General features: G+C 31.9%; 19 protein-coding genes. 7 read left to right on the forward strand and 12 right to left on the reverse strand.

All coding sequences use genetic code 11. The features are described 5' to 3' along the window. Positions 1-40: 40 nt before the first annotated feature. From JG554_RS07515 to rpsN, 3 genes are all read right to left on the reverse strand, one after another. Positions 41-1,057 carry a CAP domain-containing protein gene (locus JG554_RS07515; protein ID WP_107360182.1) on the reverse strand — a complete coding sequence of 339 codons (1,017 nt, stop codon included), beginning with the start codon at positions 1,055-1,057 and terminating at the stop codon, positions 41-43. Positions 1,058-1,077: 20 nt separating this feature from the next. Continuing rightward, entirely contained in the window at positions 1,078-2,055 is a 978-nt protein-coding gene (gene guaC, locus JG554_RS07520; RefSeq protein ID WP_046208568.1) for a GMP reductase, read from the reverse strand. 191 nt (positions 2,056-2,246) lie between these two features. Beyond that, positions 2,247-2,516, reverse strand: a complete 270-nt coding sequence (gene rpsN / locus JG554_RS07525; protein WP_046208569.1) for a 30S ribosomal protein S14 — start codon at positions 2,514-2,516, stop codon at positions 2,247-2,249. 223 nt (positions 2,517-2,739) lie between these two features. Here rpsN and rpmG point away from each other — a divergent pair, with 223 nt between their 5' ends. Beyond that, entirely contained in the window at positions 2,740-2,889 is a 150-nt protein-coding gene (rpmG, locus tag JG554_RS07530; protein ID WP_017724369.1) for a 50S ribosomal protein L33, read from the forward strand. Between the two features lie 350 nt (positions 2,890-3,239). Then, positions 3,240-3,488 (forward strand): hypothetical protein, encoded by a 249-nt coding sequence (locus tag JG554_RS07535; RefSeq protein WP_064209005.1) that lies wholly within the window; start codon positions 3,240-3,242, stop codon positions 3,486-3,488. Positions 3,489-3,817: 329 nt separating this feature from the next. Here the strand turns inward: JG554_RS07535 and JG554_RS07540 are convergent, their stop codons facing one another. Next, positions 3,818-5,305 carry a catalase gene (locus JG554_RS07540; protein WP_046208571.1) on the reverse strand — a complete coding sequence of 496 codons (1,488 nt, stop codon included), beginning with the start codon at positions 5,303-5,305 and terminating at the stop codon, positions 3,818-3,820. 223 nt (positions 5,306-5,528) lie between these two features. Here JG554_RS07540 and JG554_RS07545 point away from each other — a divergent pair, with 223 nt between their 5' ends. Both JG554_RS07545 and JG554_RS07550 read left to right on the forward strand, forming a co-directional pair. Next, the gene (locus JG554_RS07545) at positions 5,529-6,974 is read left to right on the forward strand and encodes an amino acid permease (protein WP_046208572.1); all 1,446 of its coding nucleotides are present in this window, start codon (positions 5,529-5,531) and stop codon (positions 6,972-6,974) included. 203 nt (positions 6,975-7,177) lie between these two features. Continuing rightward, positions 7,178-7,492, forward strand: a complete 315-nt coding sequence (locus tag JG554_RS07550) for a hypothetical protein (RefSeq protein ID WP_046208573.1) — start codon at positions 7,178-7,180, stop codon at positions 7,490-7,492. 274 nt (positions 7,493-7,766) lie between these two features. Here JG554_RS07550 and JG554_RS07555 read toward each other — a convergent pair whose 3' ends face one another. Genes JG554_RS07555 through JG554_RS07570 form a run of 4 tightly spaced genes read right to left on the reverse strand, consistent with a single transcriptional unit; the run spans position 7,767 to position 11,887 of the window. After that, a complete protein-coding gene (locus JG554_RS07555; protein WP_107360181.1) occupies positions 7,767-8,570 on the reverse strand; it encodes a Cof-type HAD-IIB family hydrolase in 804 nt (267 codons plus the stop codon). 53 nt (positions 8,571-8,623) lie between these two features. Next, positions 8,624-9,535 carry a homoserine kinase gene (gene thrB, locus JG554_RS07560; RefSeq protein ID WP_064209008.1) on the reverse strand — a complete coding sequence of 304 codons (912 nt, stop codon included), beginning with the start codon at positions 9,533-9,535 and terminating at the stop codon, positions 8,624-8,626. A 1-nt stretch (position 9,536) separates the two neighbouring features. Further along, positions 9,537-10,598, reverse strand: coding sequence for a threonine synthase (gene thrC, locus JG554_RS07565; protein WP_070037793.1), 1,062 nt, complete (start codon positions 10,596-10,598; stop codon positions 9,537-9,539). Positions 10,599-10,603: 5 nt separating this feature from the next. Next, complete coding sequence (locus JG554_RS07570) at positions 10,604-11,887, reverse strand: homoserine dehydrogenase (RefSeq protein ID WP_203265222.1); 1,284 nt, start codon at positions 11,885-11,887, stop codon at positions 10,604-10,606. 192 nt (positions 11,888-12,079) lie between these two features. On the opposite strand from JG554_RS07570, the gene JG554_RS07575 reads away from it, so the two are divergent. After that, positions 12,080-13,447, forward strand: coding sequence for an aspartate kinase (locus tag JG554_RS07575; RefSeq protein WP_046208578.1), 1,368 nt, complete (start codon positions 12,080-12,082; stop codon positions 13,445-13,447). A 96-nt stretch (positions 13,448-13,543) separates the two neighbouring features. On the opposite strand, the gene JG554_RS07580 is transcribed toward JG554_RS07575, so the two are convergent. Together JG554_RS07580 and JG554_RS07585 are read right to left on the reverse strand one after the other, a co-directional pair. Then, complete coding sequence (locus JG554_RS07580; protein ID WP_046208579.1) at positions 13,544-14,137, reverse strand: hypothetical protein; 594 nt, start codon at positions 14,135-14,137, stop codon at positions 13,544-13,546. A 111-nt stretch (positions 14,138-14,248) separates the two neighbouring features. After that, positions 14,249-14,695 (reverse strand): DeoR/GlpR family DNA-binding transcription regulator, encoded by a 447-nt coding sequence (locus tag JG554_RS07585; protein ID WP_226857773.1) that lies wholly within the window; start codon positions 14,693-14,695, stop codon positions 14,249-14,251. A gap of 283 nt (positions 14,696-14,978) precedes the next feature. Between JG554_RS07585 and JG554_RS07590 the strand changes: the two genes are divergently transcribed. Next, the gene (locus JG554_RS07590) at positions 14,979-15,842 is read left to right on the forward strand and encodes a hypothetical protein (protein ID WP_073342230.1); all 864 of its coding nucleotides are present in this window, start codon (positions 14,979-14,981) and stop codon (positions 15,840-15,842) included. Between the two features lie 236 nt (positions 15,843-16,078). On the opposite strand, the gene nucI is transcribed toward JG554_RS07590, so the two are convergent. After that, positions 16,079-16,612: a thermonuclease NucI gene (gene nucI, locus JG554_RS07595; RefSeq protein WP_107360247.1), complete on the reverse strand. Its 534-nt coding sequence runs from the start codon at positions 16,610-16,612 to the stop codon at positions 16,079-16,081. A 177-nt stretch (positions 16,613-16,789) separates the two neighbouring features. Between nucI and JG554_RS07600 the strand changes: the two genes are divergently transcribed. Beyond that, positions 16,790-16,981, forward strand: a complete 192-nt coding sequence (locus JG554_RS07600; RefSeq protein ID WP_046208583.1) for a hypothetical protein — start codon at positions 16,790-16,792, stop codon at positions 16,979-16,981. Between the two features lie 108 nt (positions 16,982-17,089). Here JG554_RS07600 and JG554_RS07605 read toward each other — a convergent pair whose 3' ends face one another. Continuing rightward, a complete protein-coding gene (locus JG554_RS07605; protein WP_107360248.1) occupies positions 17,090-17,638 on the reverse strand; it encodes a GNAT family N-acetyltransferase in 549 nt (182 codons plus the stop codon). Positions 17,639-17,709: the final 71 nt, after the last annotated feature.

The raw sequence follows: 17,709 nt of genomic DNA on the forward strand, positions 1-17,709 counted from the left end.
CTCACAGAATACAGATACCCTTTTCAACAATGTATAAACACTATCCCGTATAATTTTCAGTCCAATAAGGTTGTTTGTGTTCATTAAAATCAACTCCGACACCTAACGTACTAAATTCATCTTTAAGGATATTTTTTCTATGGCCTAAAGAGTTCATCAATCCTTGATGAGCATATATACTACTTGGTTGACCATAAGCTAAATTCTCGCCAGCTGCATTAAAATCATGGCCATCTTGTTCTAATCTATCAAATGGTGAATCACCAGATGGATTATTATGGTCAAAATAATTATTCTCAGCCATATCAGTGCTGTGTTTACGTGCTGTATCAGAGATAGCCGTCGAATAATCTAACGTATTTAACCCATGTTGTACTCTTTCAGCATTGACCAAATCAAGGTTTTGCAGTTCAAAACCTTTTGCTAAATTACGCGATGGTGTTGCATATTGATTTTGAAGTCTATTCTCCATTTTTTCACTTACTAATAGTAGCGCAGTAAGATTATTGTCATTATGTTTGTCATAAAAAGCAGTTGTGTAAATGTTGTCTTTTTTAAAATTGTCAAATTCATTATCGCGAACGTCTATACTTAAATGACCTTTGCGTTTTGCAGTTATCGGATCACCTAATCGTTCTCTAACTATATTTTTAGGAGTATTGTATTTGATTTTAGATTTTGAAGAAATAACATTTTGATTACTGTATAGTCCGTTCACTTTACCTTTAATATAACTTACCATAATAAAACGCTTATAATTCTCCGAATAGTAAGTATACCATTGCGTACCATATTCATTTGAAGTAACACGTTTTGCCTTACCCAGTTTTGTTTCAACTTCATCCTTTGACATATTCATTTGAATGTTATTCAAAGCAAATTCTTGCTCATCAGGTACTTTTAAAGCATTTTCAGTTTGTGACTGTTCAGAAGAAGACCAACTATCTACTTTTGCTTTAAATTGTTGCTGTAAATTTTCTAAAGGTGTAAATGCTTTGATTGGAGTAATTAAAACAATACAAAGAAATACAATTACATATAATAAAAATCGTTTAATTTTTTACACCCACTAGTTTATTAGTCTCTATCTCCATTAAAGATTGAGTTTCTTACTATAACATAATCCACTTTAGTTAATGAATTTAAATCATTGCCACCTGCATATGAAATAGAACTTTGTAAATCTTGTTGCATTTCAATTAATGTGTCTTTCAATAAACCTTTATGCTCAACAAACATTTTTTTACCTTCAACATTTTTGTGTTCACCTTTTTGGAATTCTGACGCACTACCAAAATATTCTTTATACATTTTTCCATCTAATTCAACGGTTTCACCAGGTGATTCTTCATGTGCAGCAAACAGTGATCCTACCATAACCATTGATGCACCAAAACGAATTGATTTAGCAATATCACCGTGAGTTCTGATTCCTCCATCAGCTATTATTGGTTTTCGTGCAGCTTTACTACAATGGTTCAACGCGGCTAATTGCCAACCACCTGTGCCAAAACCTGTTTTAATTTTTGTAATACAAACACGACCTGGTCCAATACCAACCTTAGTTGCGTCTGCACCAGCATTTTCCAGTTCACGTACGCCTTCCGGAGTACCAACGTTACCAGCGATAACAAATGCTTCAGGTATGTGCTTTTTAATATGTTTAATCATATTAATGACAGCATCTGAATGACCATGAGCGATATCAATTGTTATATATTCAGGAATCACATTATCATGTGCTAATTTTTCAACAAAATCAAATTCACGCTCTTTGATACCAACTGAGATTGAAGCAAATAATCCTTTATCATGCATTTTCTTAACAAATGGTATACGCGCTTCTTCATCAAATCTATGCATAATATAGAAGTAATCATTTTCAGCGAACCATTCTGCTAACGTCTCATTCATTACTGTTTGCATGTTTGCAGGTACCACTGGCAATTTAAATGATTTTGGTCCAAATTTCACAGTAGTATCACATTCTGAACGACTATTTACAATACATTTATTTGGAATAAGCTGTATATCTTCGTAATCAAATATCTTCATAATTAAATAAACCCCTAACATTTATTAATAAAATAGTATTTAAAGGTAAGATTTTCAAATGAAATTCATAACTATAACTGAAAATACTTATACATACGATAGTTATTTCCGAACAATGACATTTAATTTATCTTTACCAATAGTTAATATACATGCTTTTACCTTAAATGTAAATGAACTAAAGTCTGAAATTACCAACTTGATTTTTTTACGCCTGGTATTTGACCTTTATGCGCATGTTCTCTAAATGCAATACGTGACATTTCAAACTTTCTGAGCACCCCTCTTGGACGGCCAGTTACTTTGCATCTGCGTGTCAGTCTTGTCGGTGAAGCATCTCTAGGTAATTTGCGTAATGCTTCATAATCTCCTTGCTCTTTCAATGCTTTTCTCAATTCGTAATATTGTGCTACTAAGCGTTCTCTCTTTTGTTCCTTAGCAATTTTGGATTTTTTAGCCATAATATTCTCTCCTTTTAAATCGTAATAATTACGTTTTGTATAATAACACATTCTATTCATTTATCAAACTAAAATAATTAAATGATTAAAATCCAAATAATGATTATCAATTTAAAATATAATTAACTATACACTTTTCAAAATTAAATCTTATTGAAATTAATAATAGAATATGGTAATATTTTAAAACGTAATGATTCCTGTTAAGAAAGAGGTGTTAACTTTGCGCGTAAATATAACATTAGCTTGTACTGAATGTGGTGATCGTAATTATATTAGCACTAAAAACAAGCGTAATAATCCAGAACGAATTGAACTTAAAAAATTCTGTCCACGATTAAATAAATACACTTTACATCGTGAAACAAAATAATTCTGTGCTTTCATTATCTTTTTAATACGACACTTCAAGCTAATTGTCTGGGGTAAGACATCTCGGACTTAGCGTAAACGTCAATTCTATTTCATTACAATAGAATTGACGTTTTTTATTATATAGTCATTTTTTAAGTTTCAATATTCATTGAAAAAATGGTGATTTAAAAACTTTAGATACACAAATTTACTATCGCTTATTACAAATTATAATTTATTTACCAAATTTAATAGTTATTTAACAATAAAGTGTTTAATTAACACTTTTAAATAAGTTAAGCGTCTATTAATCATGGTCCCCAAGCCTTATAATGAGATCGTATATTAAAATATATGGAGGCATTTTATATGGAAAATCGTCATATTACTGAAAATCAAAAAAAGCACATAATCAATTCAATAACGGAGAAAACAAAAGATAAAAGCGTATGTAACTGTGAACATCCAAATATTGAAATATTAGATGGACATTATTTTCTACCATTGTTAACAGCTTCTTTAGGAAATGATCCAACACCTATGATAACTTTATTGTGTAATAATTGTGGGAAAATGCATTTCTATTCACAAAACTTCTTAGGTATAAAAACACGGTAAAGATTTTTAATAACTGTGTTATAAAATTAGGTATCATTCAGTCGAACATTAAGTTGTTAGCGTTAATTAAACAATTCTTTAATAGCTTACAATTCTCCAACTTTGTAAGCTATTTTTATAAATGGAACAACTTAAAAACTAAACCATACTTAATACTTCAGCACGAAATATAAAAACGGATGATTTTTTACAATATAAAGTAAAAAATCATCCGTTTAATATCATATACGCATTACAGATAACTCAAATATTTAGAATAAATGAACTGTTTTCATATCATTCTATACGCGAATAGAACATGGTTATGCATGTATAACAAAATACACTTATTAATCTGCAATTTCTAGGTCTACATCATTAATGTCAATGCCTAGTGCTTTCGCAACACCTTTACCATACTCGCTATCCGCTTTATAGCAGTGACGAATATGACGATGTTGTACCTCTAAAGTAGTACCTTGCATTTCATTGGCTGTATTTTCAAAAATACGTTCTTGTTGTTCTTTTGATTGTAATCTGAATAAACGACCTGGTTGTTCGAAGTAGTTATCATCGTCTTCTCTGAAATCATATTCATACGCTTCTCCTTCAACTTTAAGCCCAGGTTTTTTAAATTCAGGTTGATCTTCAAATGAGCCATCACTATTTGGATAGTAGTGTGTACCGCCACCTTGATTATTATCAAGAATTCTCATTTGACCATCACGACTGAATGGGCAAATATTTTCAATGCCTACACCTTTAGGTTGGTTAACTGGGATTTGCCAATGGTTCACACCTAATCTATAACGTTGCGCATCACCGTATGAGAATAATCTACCTTGTAACATTCTGTCTGGAGAGAAATCTATACCAGGTACAATATTTGTTGGTGCAAAAGCAGCCTGTTCAACATCTTGGAAATAGTTATCTGGATTACGGTTAAGTTCCCATTCCCCAACTTCAATAAGTGGGTAATCGCCTTTATACCAAACTTTAGTTAAATCAAATGGATTATCTTTATGATTTCTAGCTTGTTCTTCTGTCATTACTTGTATATACAATTTCCATTTTGGATAATCTTTATTCTCAATTGCTTCAAATAAATCACGTTGTGATGATTCTCTATCATGAGCAATGATATTAGCAGCTTCATCAGGTTGTAAGTTTTCAATACCTTGTTGTGTTCTGTGATGGAATTTTACCCATACACGTTCACCTTTGTCGTTATACATTGAGTACGTGTGTGAACCAAAGCCGTGCATATGTCTAAAGCCTTTAGGAATACCACGGTCTGACATTAAGATTGTGACTTGGTGCAATGCTTCAGGCAAAGATGTCCAGAAATCCCAGTTGTTTTGTGCGCTTCTCATATTTGTTCTTGGGTCACGTTTTACAGCGTGGTTTAGACTTGCAAATAATTTTGGATCTCTAAAGAAGAATACTGGTGTATTGTTTCCTACTAAATCCCAGTTTCCTTCATCTGTATAAAATTTCAACGCAAATCCACGGATATCACGTTCAGCATCAGCCGCACCTCTTTCACCTGCTACAGTTGAAAAACGTGCAAACATTTCCGTTTGTTTACCAACTTCAGAAAAAATGCTTGCTGAAGTATATTGTGTAATATCATTTGTAACTGTAAATGTACCAAATGCACCTGAACCTTTTGCATGCATACGTCTTTCAGGTATAACTTCTCTATCAAAATGAGCCATTTGCTCTAAAAAGTACCAATCTTGCATTAATAATGGACCTCTAGGGCCTGCTGTCATACTATTTTCTCTATCTGAAACTGGTGCGCCAAATAAGCTCGTCAATTTTTTCTTGTTACTCATAATATTTCCCCCGCTTTTTTCTTATTAATAATAATTATTACCTAGTACTTATTTTAATCTATAATATTTGTAAAAGCAACTCACAATACATGTATAAATAACAATTTTCAAAATATTTGAACATTTTATGGCTTTAAAGTCATAAAAAGCATTGCTCTTAAATCATAAAACCATTAAAATGAAGAATATATTTAAAATTCAATAGACTATAGGAGACTGTATTATGGCACAAAACAATATGAATCGTGGTCTAAATTCAAGACACATTTCTATGATAGCAATTGGCGGTGCAATTGGCACAGGCTTGTTTGTAGCTACTGGAAGTGTAATATCACAAGCTGGACCAGGTGGTGCAATATTAGCTTACTTGATTATTGGTGTAATGTTATATTTCTTAATGTCTTCAATTGGTGAACTTGCTACCTTTTACCCTGTATCTGGTTCTTTTAGTTCTTATTCAACCCGTTTTGTTGATAGTTCCCTAGGCTTCACCATGGGGTGGCTATATTGGGCAATTTGGCTATTAGTTACAAGTGTTGATATTATTATTTCTTCAAGTGTAATTTATTATTGGGATTTCTTCCAATTTTTCAGCCCAGTTACTTGGAGTATTATCTTCCTTGCTATACTTTTCTTACTTAATATTTTCTCTGTAAAAGCATTTGGTGAAACAGAGTTCTGGTTATCTCTTATCAAAGTTGCAACAATAATTATTTTCATCGTTATTGGTGTATTAACGATTATTGGTATCTTAGGTGGAAAGACATATGGTTTAGGTAACTACGTAACAGGAGAAGCTCCTTTTGTAGGAGGTATCTCTGGCTTCCTGGGTGTTTTACTTGTCGCTGGATTCTCTGTCGGCGGTACTGAAGTCGTAGCCGTAACAGCTGGAGAATCTTCAAATCCAAGTCAATCCATGCCAAAAGCAATTAAACAAGTATTTTGGAGAATATTATTGTTCTATGTTTTATCAATCGCCGTTATTTCAGCAATCATTCCTTACACAGATCCATTGTTATTAAACAAAAGTGAATCTGTCTCACAGAGTCCTTTTACAATCGTTTTTGATCGTGTAGGTATTGCATTTGCTGCATCTGTTATTAATGCTGTTATTTTAACTTCATTATTATCTGCTGCAAATTCAGGTATTTATACTACAAGTAGAATGTTGTTCTCAATGGCTGAAGATAAACAAGCACCTAGATTTTTGAGTAAATTAAATAAAACTACAAAGTTACCTTTGGTATCATTGTTCGTAACTTTTATGATCGTTTTATTAATAATTATAATCGCTCAGTTTAAATCAGATATCGTCTTTTCATTATTAAATATTATTGGTTCTTTAGTCATCGTTGTTTGGGCTTCTAGTATCGTAGCACAAATCCGACTGCGGTCTGCGATAAAAAAACAAAACAAGAACCCTGATGAAGTACTACCTTATAAAGCTCCCTTTTATCCATTAGGGCCAATCATAGTTATCATTGCGTTATTATTCTTATTCATAGGAAATTCAATTGGTGCAATTTTAGCAGGCGACATTAGTGTCTTAATTAGAAACCTATCGCCAATGATCATTTTAGCCATCATATATTTTGTCCATAAATTATTGCGACAAACTAAAATTGTTAAACTCGAAGATATTGATTTAAAAGAACATGATTATAATTAATGAACTGCACTGTAAAAGTATTTTAAGATACTTTTTGCAGTGCTTTTTTAATATTAAAAACCTTACAGTTATTTATTACCTGCCTATTCTAAAATAAACCTTTATCATGAGATTTTATAATAATTAAAAACATATCATATTTTCAGATAGTCAAAATTAGGGTATAATGAAGTTAATAATTTAAAGACTTAGAGGTGGAAATTATGATTGGACAAACAAACCTATTTGACGATATTTTAGAAACTGATGAACGTTTCGTTATTGTTGTACAATCACTTGAAGAAAGACATGATCAACTAATCAAACGCACATTAAGAGAGTACCCAAGTTTAGATCACTCACAAATGGAAAGTCTTTTTAGCCATCTTAAAGAACTATTTTCAGAAGAAGCATTTGAAGATAATCAATCAGCGTTTTCAATTACGGTTTATACCAATTTAAATTATGCAGCAGACAATGTCTATGCGCATGTTAAAAGACATCGAGGTAAAAATGAATGGACACATACTGCAAAATAAGTACTTACTTAAGATGAGTCTGAGATATAAAATTCTTGGACAAATGTGACGTATTTTAGCGAAACGCTTGAGGGAACAGGACAAGCTGAAGACTACAGGTTAAAGCTATCATTCAAAAGGCGAGTCAATAATAGGAAGTATTAAATAAATGAAGCACTCAGATGATATAATTTAATTCATCTGAGTGCTATTTTTAGATTTGTGCCCCACTCTCATCTATATTCAGAATGAGGTTTTTGAATAAGACTATCAATCAAAGACATAATACAACATTTTAATTGAGTAAAGATTTCAGAGTATGTGGGATACCATCATTATCATTTGTTAAAGTAACTTCATCAGCAACAGCTTTGACATCATCATTTGCATTACCCATAGCAACAGCTTTACCAACTACTTTTAACATCGATATATCATTCGAACTATCACCAAAACCAATAACTTGAGATAAGTTTATATCTAATTTTTGACACAACTCGGTAATCGCATTGCCTTTTGATACACCTTGAGCCATAAATTCTAAGAAAAAAGGTTTACTTGTAGTAACATCGATGTTTTCATTAAAATGACCATCTAAATTATTTCTAATACTTGTAATATTTGGAACATAATCAATGCCCATAACTTTAGGTACATCTTGTTGAATATATGCTTTTAAATCATTTACCTGTTTCATTGGCAAGCCTGTGAGTTCTGATTCAATGTTCATATATTCATGCTCACCCTCATAGACGATATAACCATCTTGATAAGTTAAAACAAACAAGCTATGTGCTCTACAAAAATCAACAATACTATCAAAATCAGATTTTGATACAGTGCGACTCACTTCCACTTTTTCATCAGAAACGTTAACCGTTTTTCCACCATTATAACTTATGACATAACTTTTATATTGGTCTAATTTCAAATGTTTTGCTGTAGGCATCATACCATCTGTTGGTCGACCTGAAGCAAGTACAACTTTATAACCTTGCGCTTGGATATTCATTAAATACTTGGCTGTTTCAGCGCTAACTTCGTTATCCGAAGTCATTAATGTATCATCCATATCCATCACTATTAATTTATATCCCATCTTATAATCTCCTTTCAACATCTACAAAACTATATTATAACAAATCAATCAAACTAATATACTACTTCAGATTCAACACCTGTGATATTGACTGTAACGAGTTCTGATCGACAATTCGTAAATTCACGTTTCAATTCTCTTACTAGTTCGCCGCTTCGTTCAGGTGCGATCAGGGTTAATACAGTTGGTCCTGCACCACTAATAACAGTAGCATAAGACTTATATTGTTTTGCAATCTGTTTAATCGTTTGGAATTCTGGGATTAGATGTTGGCGATATGGTTCATGAAAACCGTCTTGTTCCATCATTTTGCCTGCCAATTCATAATTCTGTTGTATTAAAGCACTAATCATCGTATTACTGATTGCACTATTTCTAACAGCGTTTTTATGCGAGAATGTTTCCGGCAAGACATTCCTTGAAAGCGTTGTACTCAATTCATTTGATGGTATTGTAATGATAATATCAGCTTTTGGCGGGTCAATATATGATACATCCGTCACTTTTGTTTCAGGATCATAATATCCTAAGACAAGCCCACCATAAATCGTGGGTGCCACATTATCAGGATGTCCTTCAAATTCAGTTGCCAACTGCAATAATTCATATTTAGAAAGCTCTATATCACCAAAATAATTCGCTATGTATAATCCACCTACGAGTGCAGAAGCAGAGGAACCTAAGCCTCTTGCTAACGGGATTTCACTTCTCATTTCAATAGATAGGGACGGTAAAGTCACATCATATTTATTGGCTACTTGCTGTGCAATTTGATAAATATAGTGTGTTTCATCTGTTGGTAATGATTCAACATTAGGGCCTATATGTTTAAATGACCATCTATTGCTATTATTGATACGCACATCAAGATACAAAAATTTATTTAATGCCATTCCAATAGAATCAAACCCGACACCTAAATTAGCAGTAGATGCCGGTATTTTTAAATGTAAGTGTACACTCATACTAAAGTGCTCCTTTAATATATTCTAAAATACTTTCTCTATCATTTGGTAGTGGCTTAATTGGGTTATCTAATAATGAAATAGCTGTATCTGGATCTTTTAAGCCATTACCAGTCAATACTGACACTACGCGTTTACCCTTAGGTAACTTACCAGCACGATGCAACTTAATCAAACCAGCAATAGAGGCATTACTTGCAGGTTCACTAAATATACCTTCTTTTTGAGCCATCAATTGGTATGCTTCTAAAATTTCTTCGTCTGATACACTATCAATGAGGCCTTGTGATTCTTTTAGGGCATGATTAGCTTTATCCCAACTTGCTGGGTTACCAATTCTAATTGCAGTAGCTACCGTATCTGGATTCTTCACTACTTTATTTTGAACGATTGGTGATGCACCTTCAGCTTGGAACCCGTATAAATGAGGAAGTTGTGTATCATTTACGTCATGATACTCTTTAAATCCTTTCCAATATGCTGAAATATTACCAGCATTTCCAACCGGAATCGATAATATATCTGGTGCTTGACCATTCAGCTGTTGAATTACTTCAAAAGCGCTTGTTTTTTGACCTTCAATACGATAAGGATTAACAGAGTTCACAAGCGCGATTTCACCATTTTTAGCCACTTCTTGTACAATTTCAAGCGCTTCATCAAAATTGCCTTCTATAGAAACAATTTCTGCACCGTACATAACTGCTTGTGACAATTTACCTAAAGCTATTTTCCCTTCTGGAATAACGACAATCGCTTTTAAGCCTGCTCTCGCAGCATACGCTGCTGCAGAGGCTGACGTATTGCCAGTTGAAGCACAAATCACAATTTTCTTGCCTTCTTCTTTAGCTTTTGCCATTGCCATTACCATGCCTCTATCTTTGAATGAACCTGTTGGATTTGCACCTTCATACTTAACATGTAATTCAATACCAAGCATTTCAGACATATTCTCGCAATATATCAAAGGCGTATGACCTTCATTTAAACTTACTTTTGGTGTATCAGCTGTCACTGGTAAATATGCTTTAAATTCTTCTACAAGTCCTTGCCAATTTTTCATAAACATTAAACTCCTTCAACTGGATATATTTTCTGTACTACATAGCCTGATTCTTGAATCGTTGCTATCGGTGATTCATCAATACCTATAATAACCACACCTGCAGTATGTGCATCACGTTCAGCCACTACTAATGATTTATGAACAGGTAATTCGCCTTTTAACAAGGTTTCAACTTGTTTTATATCTTCCCCATCTGTTTGGACTACAACATAATAACTTTCCTTACCTTTAATAACAATCGTATCTTCTTCTTCATTCATCATTTCTTTGGTTTCTTCAGTTTTTAATTCAAAATGCGGGGGTAACGTATGTAAATTAGTATCAAAATTAAATGTTACATTTAATAAATCACTGACAACAGCACTTCCTGTTGCTAAACTACCCGCACCTTTACCATAAAACATTGTTTCTCCAACAGCATCACCAATAACATAAATCGCGTTAAATTCATCTTCAACAGACGCTAACTGATGGCTTTTATCAATCAAAGTTGGTGCAACAGATGCATTGACCTGAGCATTTTCATATGTACCTTTACCTATCAATTTTATCTTATAGCCAAGTTTATCAGCTACTTTAATATCTGGTAGCGTAACATCGCTAATGCCATATCTATCAACTTCATCTAAATTAATTACTTGGTTAAACGATAAATACGAGGTAATGACGACTTTTCGTGCTGCATCAACACCTTCAACATCATCAGTTGGATCCGCTTCTGCAAACCCTAAACGTTGTGCTTCTGCCAAAGCTTCTTCAAATGATGTCTCATCTTGAGTCATCTTACTTAAAATAAAGTTAGATGTACCATTTAAAATCCCCATAAACTTACTTATATTATTAGCATTTAAACCATTGTTTATCGCATTTACAATAGGAATACCGCCTGCAACACTAGCTTCATATTTTAAAGCAACGTCATTTTCTTGCGCTAAATGTTCTAACTCTCGTAAGTTTTCAGCTAACAAATCTTTATTTGCTGTAATCACATGTTTTTGCTCACTCAATGCGCGTTTTAACCATTCTACTGTAGGTTCAACGCCTCCGAGCACTTCGACGATGATATCTATTGAGTCATCATTAAATATATCTTCTATATCTTCTGTTAAGTTATATTTTGATGTGTTAATAGGCCGTTTTCTAGACTTGTCACGTACTAATATATGTCTAATATTAATATCTTTATTCATCGTTTCTCTAATTTGTTCTCTATTTTCTTCTATTATTTTTACTACACCAGAACCTACTGTTCCTAAACCAAGTAGTGCTACATTTAATTCTTTCATGTCTTCATTCCTCCGTTTGTTTATCTAAAAAATACAATTGTACAGTTGAAAAATACTTGAATATGGTATAGTATAAATTCATTCATTATTTTTGTAAAGTCTACGTATATTTAAAACGTATATATATATTATCACTCCTGTGATAAAAACTAAACTAAATTTTCTGATTTTTTAGAAAGGTTGTATAACATTATGAAAGTAACTAAATTCGGAGGAAGCTCTGTTTCCAATGCAGAGCAAATTAAAAAAGTATTAGATATTGTTAATTCAGATGAAGCTCGTAAAATTGTAGTTGTTTCAGCTCCAGGAAAGCGCGATAAAGATGATGTAAAAACCACTGATTTATTAATTCGACTTTACGAAAAAGTAATAGAACGATTGGACTACACTTCTAAAAAAGAGGAAATTATTCAACGCTACAAGGATATTATTAATGAACTCAACATGAGCGACACACTTTTAAAAACAATTGATGAGACTTTAGAAAATTACATAGCAACATTGAGGAAAAAACCATCAAGACTACTTGATGCTCTACTTTCATGTGGCGAGGATTTTAATGCTCAAATTATTGCAGAATATAATAACAGCCAAGGCATTCCAACGCGCTACATTTCACCTGGAGAAGCTGGTATTACCGTTACAGATTTACCTCAAAATGCGCAAATCTTAAATCAATCATATGAAGCACTGTATAAATTACGGTCATTTGAAGAAAAGTTAATCATTCCAGGATTTTTTGGTATTTCAAGACAAAATTACGTGGTCACATTTCCTCGTGGTGGTTCAGATATAACAGGAGCCATAGTAGCAAGAGGTGTGAGAGCAGATTTATATGAAAACTTTACAGATGTTTCAGGCATTTTTAGAGCCAATCCTTCTATTGTTAAAAACCCTGAAGTCATAAATGAAATTACCTATCGTGAAATGCGTGAGTTGTCTTATGCTGGTTTTGGTGTATTCCATGATGAAGCGTTGCAACCATTACACAAAGATAGAATTCCTGTCGTTATAAAAAATACAAATAGACCTAATGATATAGGCACCTATATTAGACATGATAGAGAAATTGATTCAAATAGTGTTGTAAGTGGTATTAGCTGTGACAAAGATTTCACAGTATTAAATATTAAAAAATACCTTATGAATAGACAAGTTGGTTTTACACGTAAAATATTAGCTGTACTAGAAGACTATAATATTTCATTTGATCATATGCCATCAGGTATAGATAACATTAGTATCATCATGCGCTCTAAAGAGATACAAAACAAAGAGGAACAAGTACTTAATGATATACGTAAAAATTGTGATGTAGATGAGTTAAGCATTGAACATGATTTGGCAATTTTAATGGTAGTTGGTGAAGGCATGCATAGAATCGTTGGCACAGCTAGCACAATTACGCATGCACTTGCAGAATCAAACATCAACTTAAAAATGATGAACCAAGGCGCCTCAGAAATTTCTATGATGTTTGGTATCGATGTGACAGATGCAGAGAAAGCGGTCAATGCAACTTATGAATATTGTTACACTAAAAATTGTTTGAATACTTAAATAATAATTCAAAACTTTATGTCTATAAAAAAATCCTTCAAATCGTATAGACTCATTTGAAAGTTAATGAATACTATTGAATGATTTGAAGGGTTTTTAAATTGCTTTTTTTTCAGATATAAGTGCTTGGTTAATACGTTCATCTCCGACTACTAAGCGTAAAATAACAAATTGATAATAACTTAATGAATCAATTACGCTTCTATAATTCGGTAATTGATGATAATCAATCGGATCTAATAATTCATACATTAACACAATTTCAGGTTTAATATAATCTACATCCCATTTGATAGAATGAAAATAAATATGCTTTTCAGGTAATCGAATATTGTGATTCCATCTAAACATCCATTCATCATTTTCTACGTCATAAACGATGATTGTCATGATTAACTCATCATTTATATAAATATTTGCGTGAGTAACATCTGCAAATTTTAACTTTGAAAAATCAGTAGTAGTATTTGTACCGTCATGTAACACAATCGTATTATCTTTAGGTATAAACTTTAAAACTTCACCTAGATATTTTCTTTCGACACTAATATCAACCTTATCGTCTAAATTAAACTCATCATGAAGAAAGAGTTGTTTTGCGACTTCACCATTATATTTAAACAGTTCAGGTACATTTTCAGTTAAATTTTTTACAACTTCTTTAATATTTTTATTATTACTAACTGCCAAATCTGTACCTCCTATCAAAAGTAAGCGTTTCCATTAATAATTATTATATTATTTGTTGTCGTATTTTTCAATGTGAAAAGCACAAAAATGTGAACTTAAACACATTTTTATTTAAAACTTGCCAATATAGCTATAGTCTTGTCGATTTTGTTGGTTCAAAATGCTCGGTCTGTTAACAATAAATAATGCTTCTGAACTATGGTATAAAGCCAACTGAATTTCAGCAATTTCTGGCAATGTTTGGTACAGCGCCTTATCTACCATGTAAGGTGCAGTTGCAAAATAGTAACGAATGCGGTATCTCGCAAATGTTTGGATCACTTCCGAACCAGTAATAATATGTAGTGCATTGTCTACTTTTCCATTCGGCATTATGATATTAAAATCAGTGTATCTTGCGACATATTTAATGATATCTGTTGAAAAAGTAATCACTGAAATTTTAAGATTAGCATCATATAATTCGTCAAGAATTTGATAATTAACTGGATGATTATCGAATGCAATAACATCTTCATTATTTATATTTTCTATTATGTAGTTGATATATTTTTTCATAGTCGTCAATTCAATGTCCTCCAAACAGACTTTTCAATACTAAGTTTCATTGATAATATATGTATTACCCGATTTAGCACTTATTTAATAGACATATATGTTTTTTAAATCATTAATTTTTATAATAAATCAAATCGCTCCTTTATATATTAAGTAGGAATTGCTTATAATTAAAAAATATGATTATACTAATATTGAACTTATTAGTTAGTTGTATTTGTACTAATATAAATAAAAGAGTAAAATATAGTTTATTAAAAATATTTAGATTAGGATGATACCAATGTTTTTCCCGATTATTTTAGCAATAATTATTGTAATACTATTATTAGTTATTATTATTGAAAGAAGAGTGATGAATCATAAGCTTGAGACTGAATCATACGCAAAAGATCAGTTAATAAATAAAATTAGTATCATCACGCGTGAAAACACATATTTAAAAAATCAAATGCTTGAAAAAGATGTAAATAATGATACACATCATCATGGATTAAGAAAAGCAAAACAGGATTTAAACGACATATTAAATCAATATCGAAGTCAAGGTTCAATTTCATTTTTTGATATTATCACAACTGGAAATTTAGCAGTGAAACATCCTTTGTTTGAATATGCTAGAGCTTTTGATTACATCGTCATTACTGAAAAAGGATTATTTAATATCAACGTGAAAAACTGGAAGCAAAAAACATTTTATCATTTCACGGTTGACCCAACAAATGACACACAAAATAATGGAAGCGATACAGTAAATCAAACGGTTGGACGTTATATTGCAAACCAATTCCACAGTCAATTTCAATCAACACGACCAACAACATACACATTTGTAGAAAGAATTAGAAATAATTCTATTATTTATGACTTTTATAATTATGATCCATATGAACAGTCTTCAAAAAATGCCAAAGCATTGGAAGATAGAATTGCAGACCAATTAAACCATAGAATTCAAAATATTGGTTTAGTTTATTTTACAGATGGCAGCGTCAATTTAATTGATGGACCTACAGAAAGACAAGATTTTGTAGAAACAGTTTCATCCAAATCTTCACTAAAAGAAGTCATTGGTGAGACGATTGTAAATGCTCAAGAATCATTAACTGAGGCACAATACAATGAATTGCTTGCACATTTTCACTAATTAAAAGGTATTTAAAAAGCTGCAATAGAAATTTTGTTACGTGACGACATATCTGAAAGTGATTTAAATGAAAGAATACAAACTTAAATTAAGTAATGTTGAACACAGACAAACAAGCACGGTTAAAATCATAAAGATTTAAATATAAAAGAGAGCTAATCCATTAGGGTAGCTCTCTTTTTTGAGTATGGTTATTTATGTACCAGCCTCATTTGCGTTTAAGCCATTTGAAATTTTTAACTCCAAATATTTACTTTATTGCTTTTAGCAATCTGTTCTGCTTTTTCGAATAAATCTCTATATTTTCCATTTGGTGAAAAATATTTTTCTCTTGCCAATCCTTTTTTCACTAACAGTTCATTGAACATGGTTTCTTTATCCAACCATACATATGCTAATGTGCGTCCATAGCGATCTTCTTTTTCTTTATCATATTCTAAAAAGACATCTTTATCGGTTAAATGTTCTTTTGAAAAATCAGATGCTTCCTTACCATATGGTTGTACAGGTGTATTTGGTTTAACAGTCTCTGGCGTGTCTACACCTATCAACCTTACTTTAATTTGTTCATGCTGACTATTGTTTGCTACTAGTGTGTCTCCATCAACCACACGCGCTACATGTACTTTCTCAGTTTTTTTTGGTCCAGTATGATTGTTATTGGAATCATTGGATGAAAAAGGACCAGTACCATTAATAAACTGAAATGCCAGTACACCTAGTACAACTATACTTATAATTAATGTCGTAATTTTCTTTGTTGATTTCATTGTTGCACCCACTTTTTTTGAATATACCAAATTATCATATAGAAAATTAAAGTTTACGTCAAGATGCTCATTCCAAAGAAAAATTACGTTTTTACAACAAATGAAACTATAATAGTTCTTTATTTTAACTCACTTAACAAATCGTGCTATAATACTAAGATGATAGGAGTGAACAACTTGAGTATATTTAAGGAGAACATGATTACAGTTATTGCGATTGTTATAGCAATCATAGTGGGATTAATATTACAGTACCAATATCAATTCCCACCTCTTGTATCTGCAGTTGTAGCAATATTTTTAGGCCTTTTTATTGGATTTATTGTCTTTCTCATTCAAGTGATTGTAACTAAAAACAAGAAAAAATAGTACCTTCTGCCGAGTGTTTAAATCGGCAGTTTTTCATTTAAGTTACATAATATTGTTATTGTTATTTTTATATATAGTAAAAAATAAGTTTTGCTTTAGAAGTTATATTTATAAAATCGCTCGGTTTAATGTTTTTTCTAATAACGTCCATGCTTCGTAATCTTTTTCATTTGAAAGGATTGGTCTAAACCCATAATTTAGATACATATTAACCGCTTGATAACTAGTGGTTTGAGAAGTTAAAAACGCTTGGTTATGATATTGAGGTAGGCGATTCATTGCTTCAGATAATAAAGGTTTAGACAATTGCTTACCTTGATACTCTGGGAGTATCGCCACCCAATGAATGCGTCCGCAAATTTTACTATCTCTTGTTAAATTTCCATACCATGCTGTTGTAGTACCTATGACTTCACCTTTAGGATTTTCAAGAAACAAACATCTTTGTTCCATTTCATGCATATTTTGTCCGAATTCAGTGTTAAAATGTGTCAATGCTTGATCTGTAGTATCAAATTCATTTACTTTCATTTCTAAATTTGCCCATTTTACTTCTTCTCCTATTTTAAAATTTCGAATTTTATATCCAACAGGCAATTCATACTGTGGAATACTTTCTAAATTTTCTCTTATCATCTGTACTTTTAAATATTTCATACCTTAATCCCCTCACTCACAAGCCATTTGTCATCAGAAAAAGGTTGAGACATGATGTTCGTCTCAACCTC

The organism is Staphylococcus sp. 11-B-312 (assembly GCF_016743055.1).
Taxonomy (GTDB): domain Bacteria; phylum Bacillota; class Bacilli; order Staphylococcales; family Staphylococcaceae; genus Staphylococcus; species Staphylococcus ureilyticus.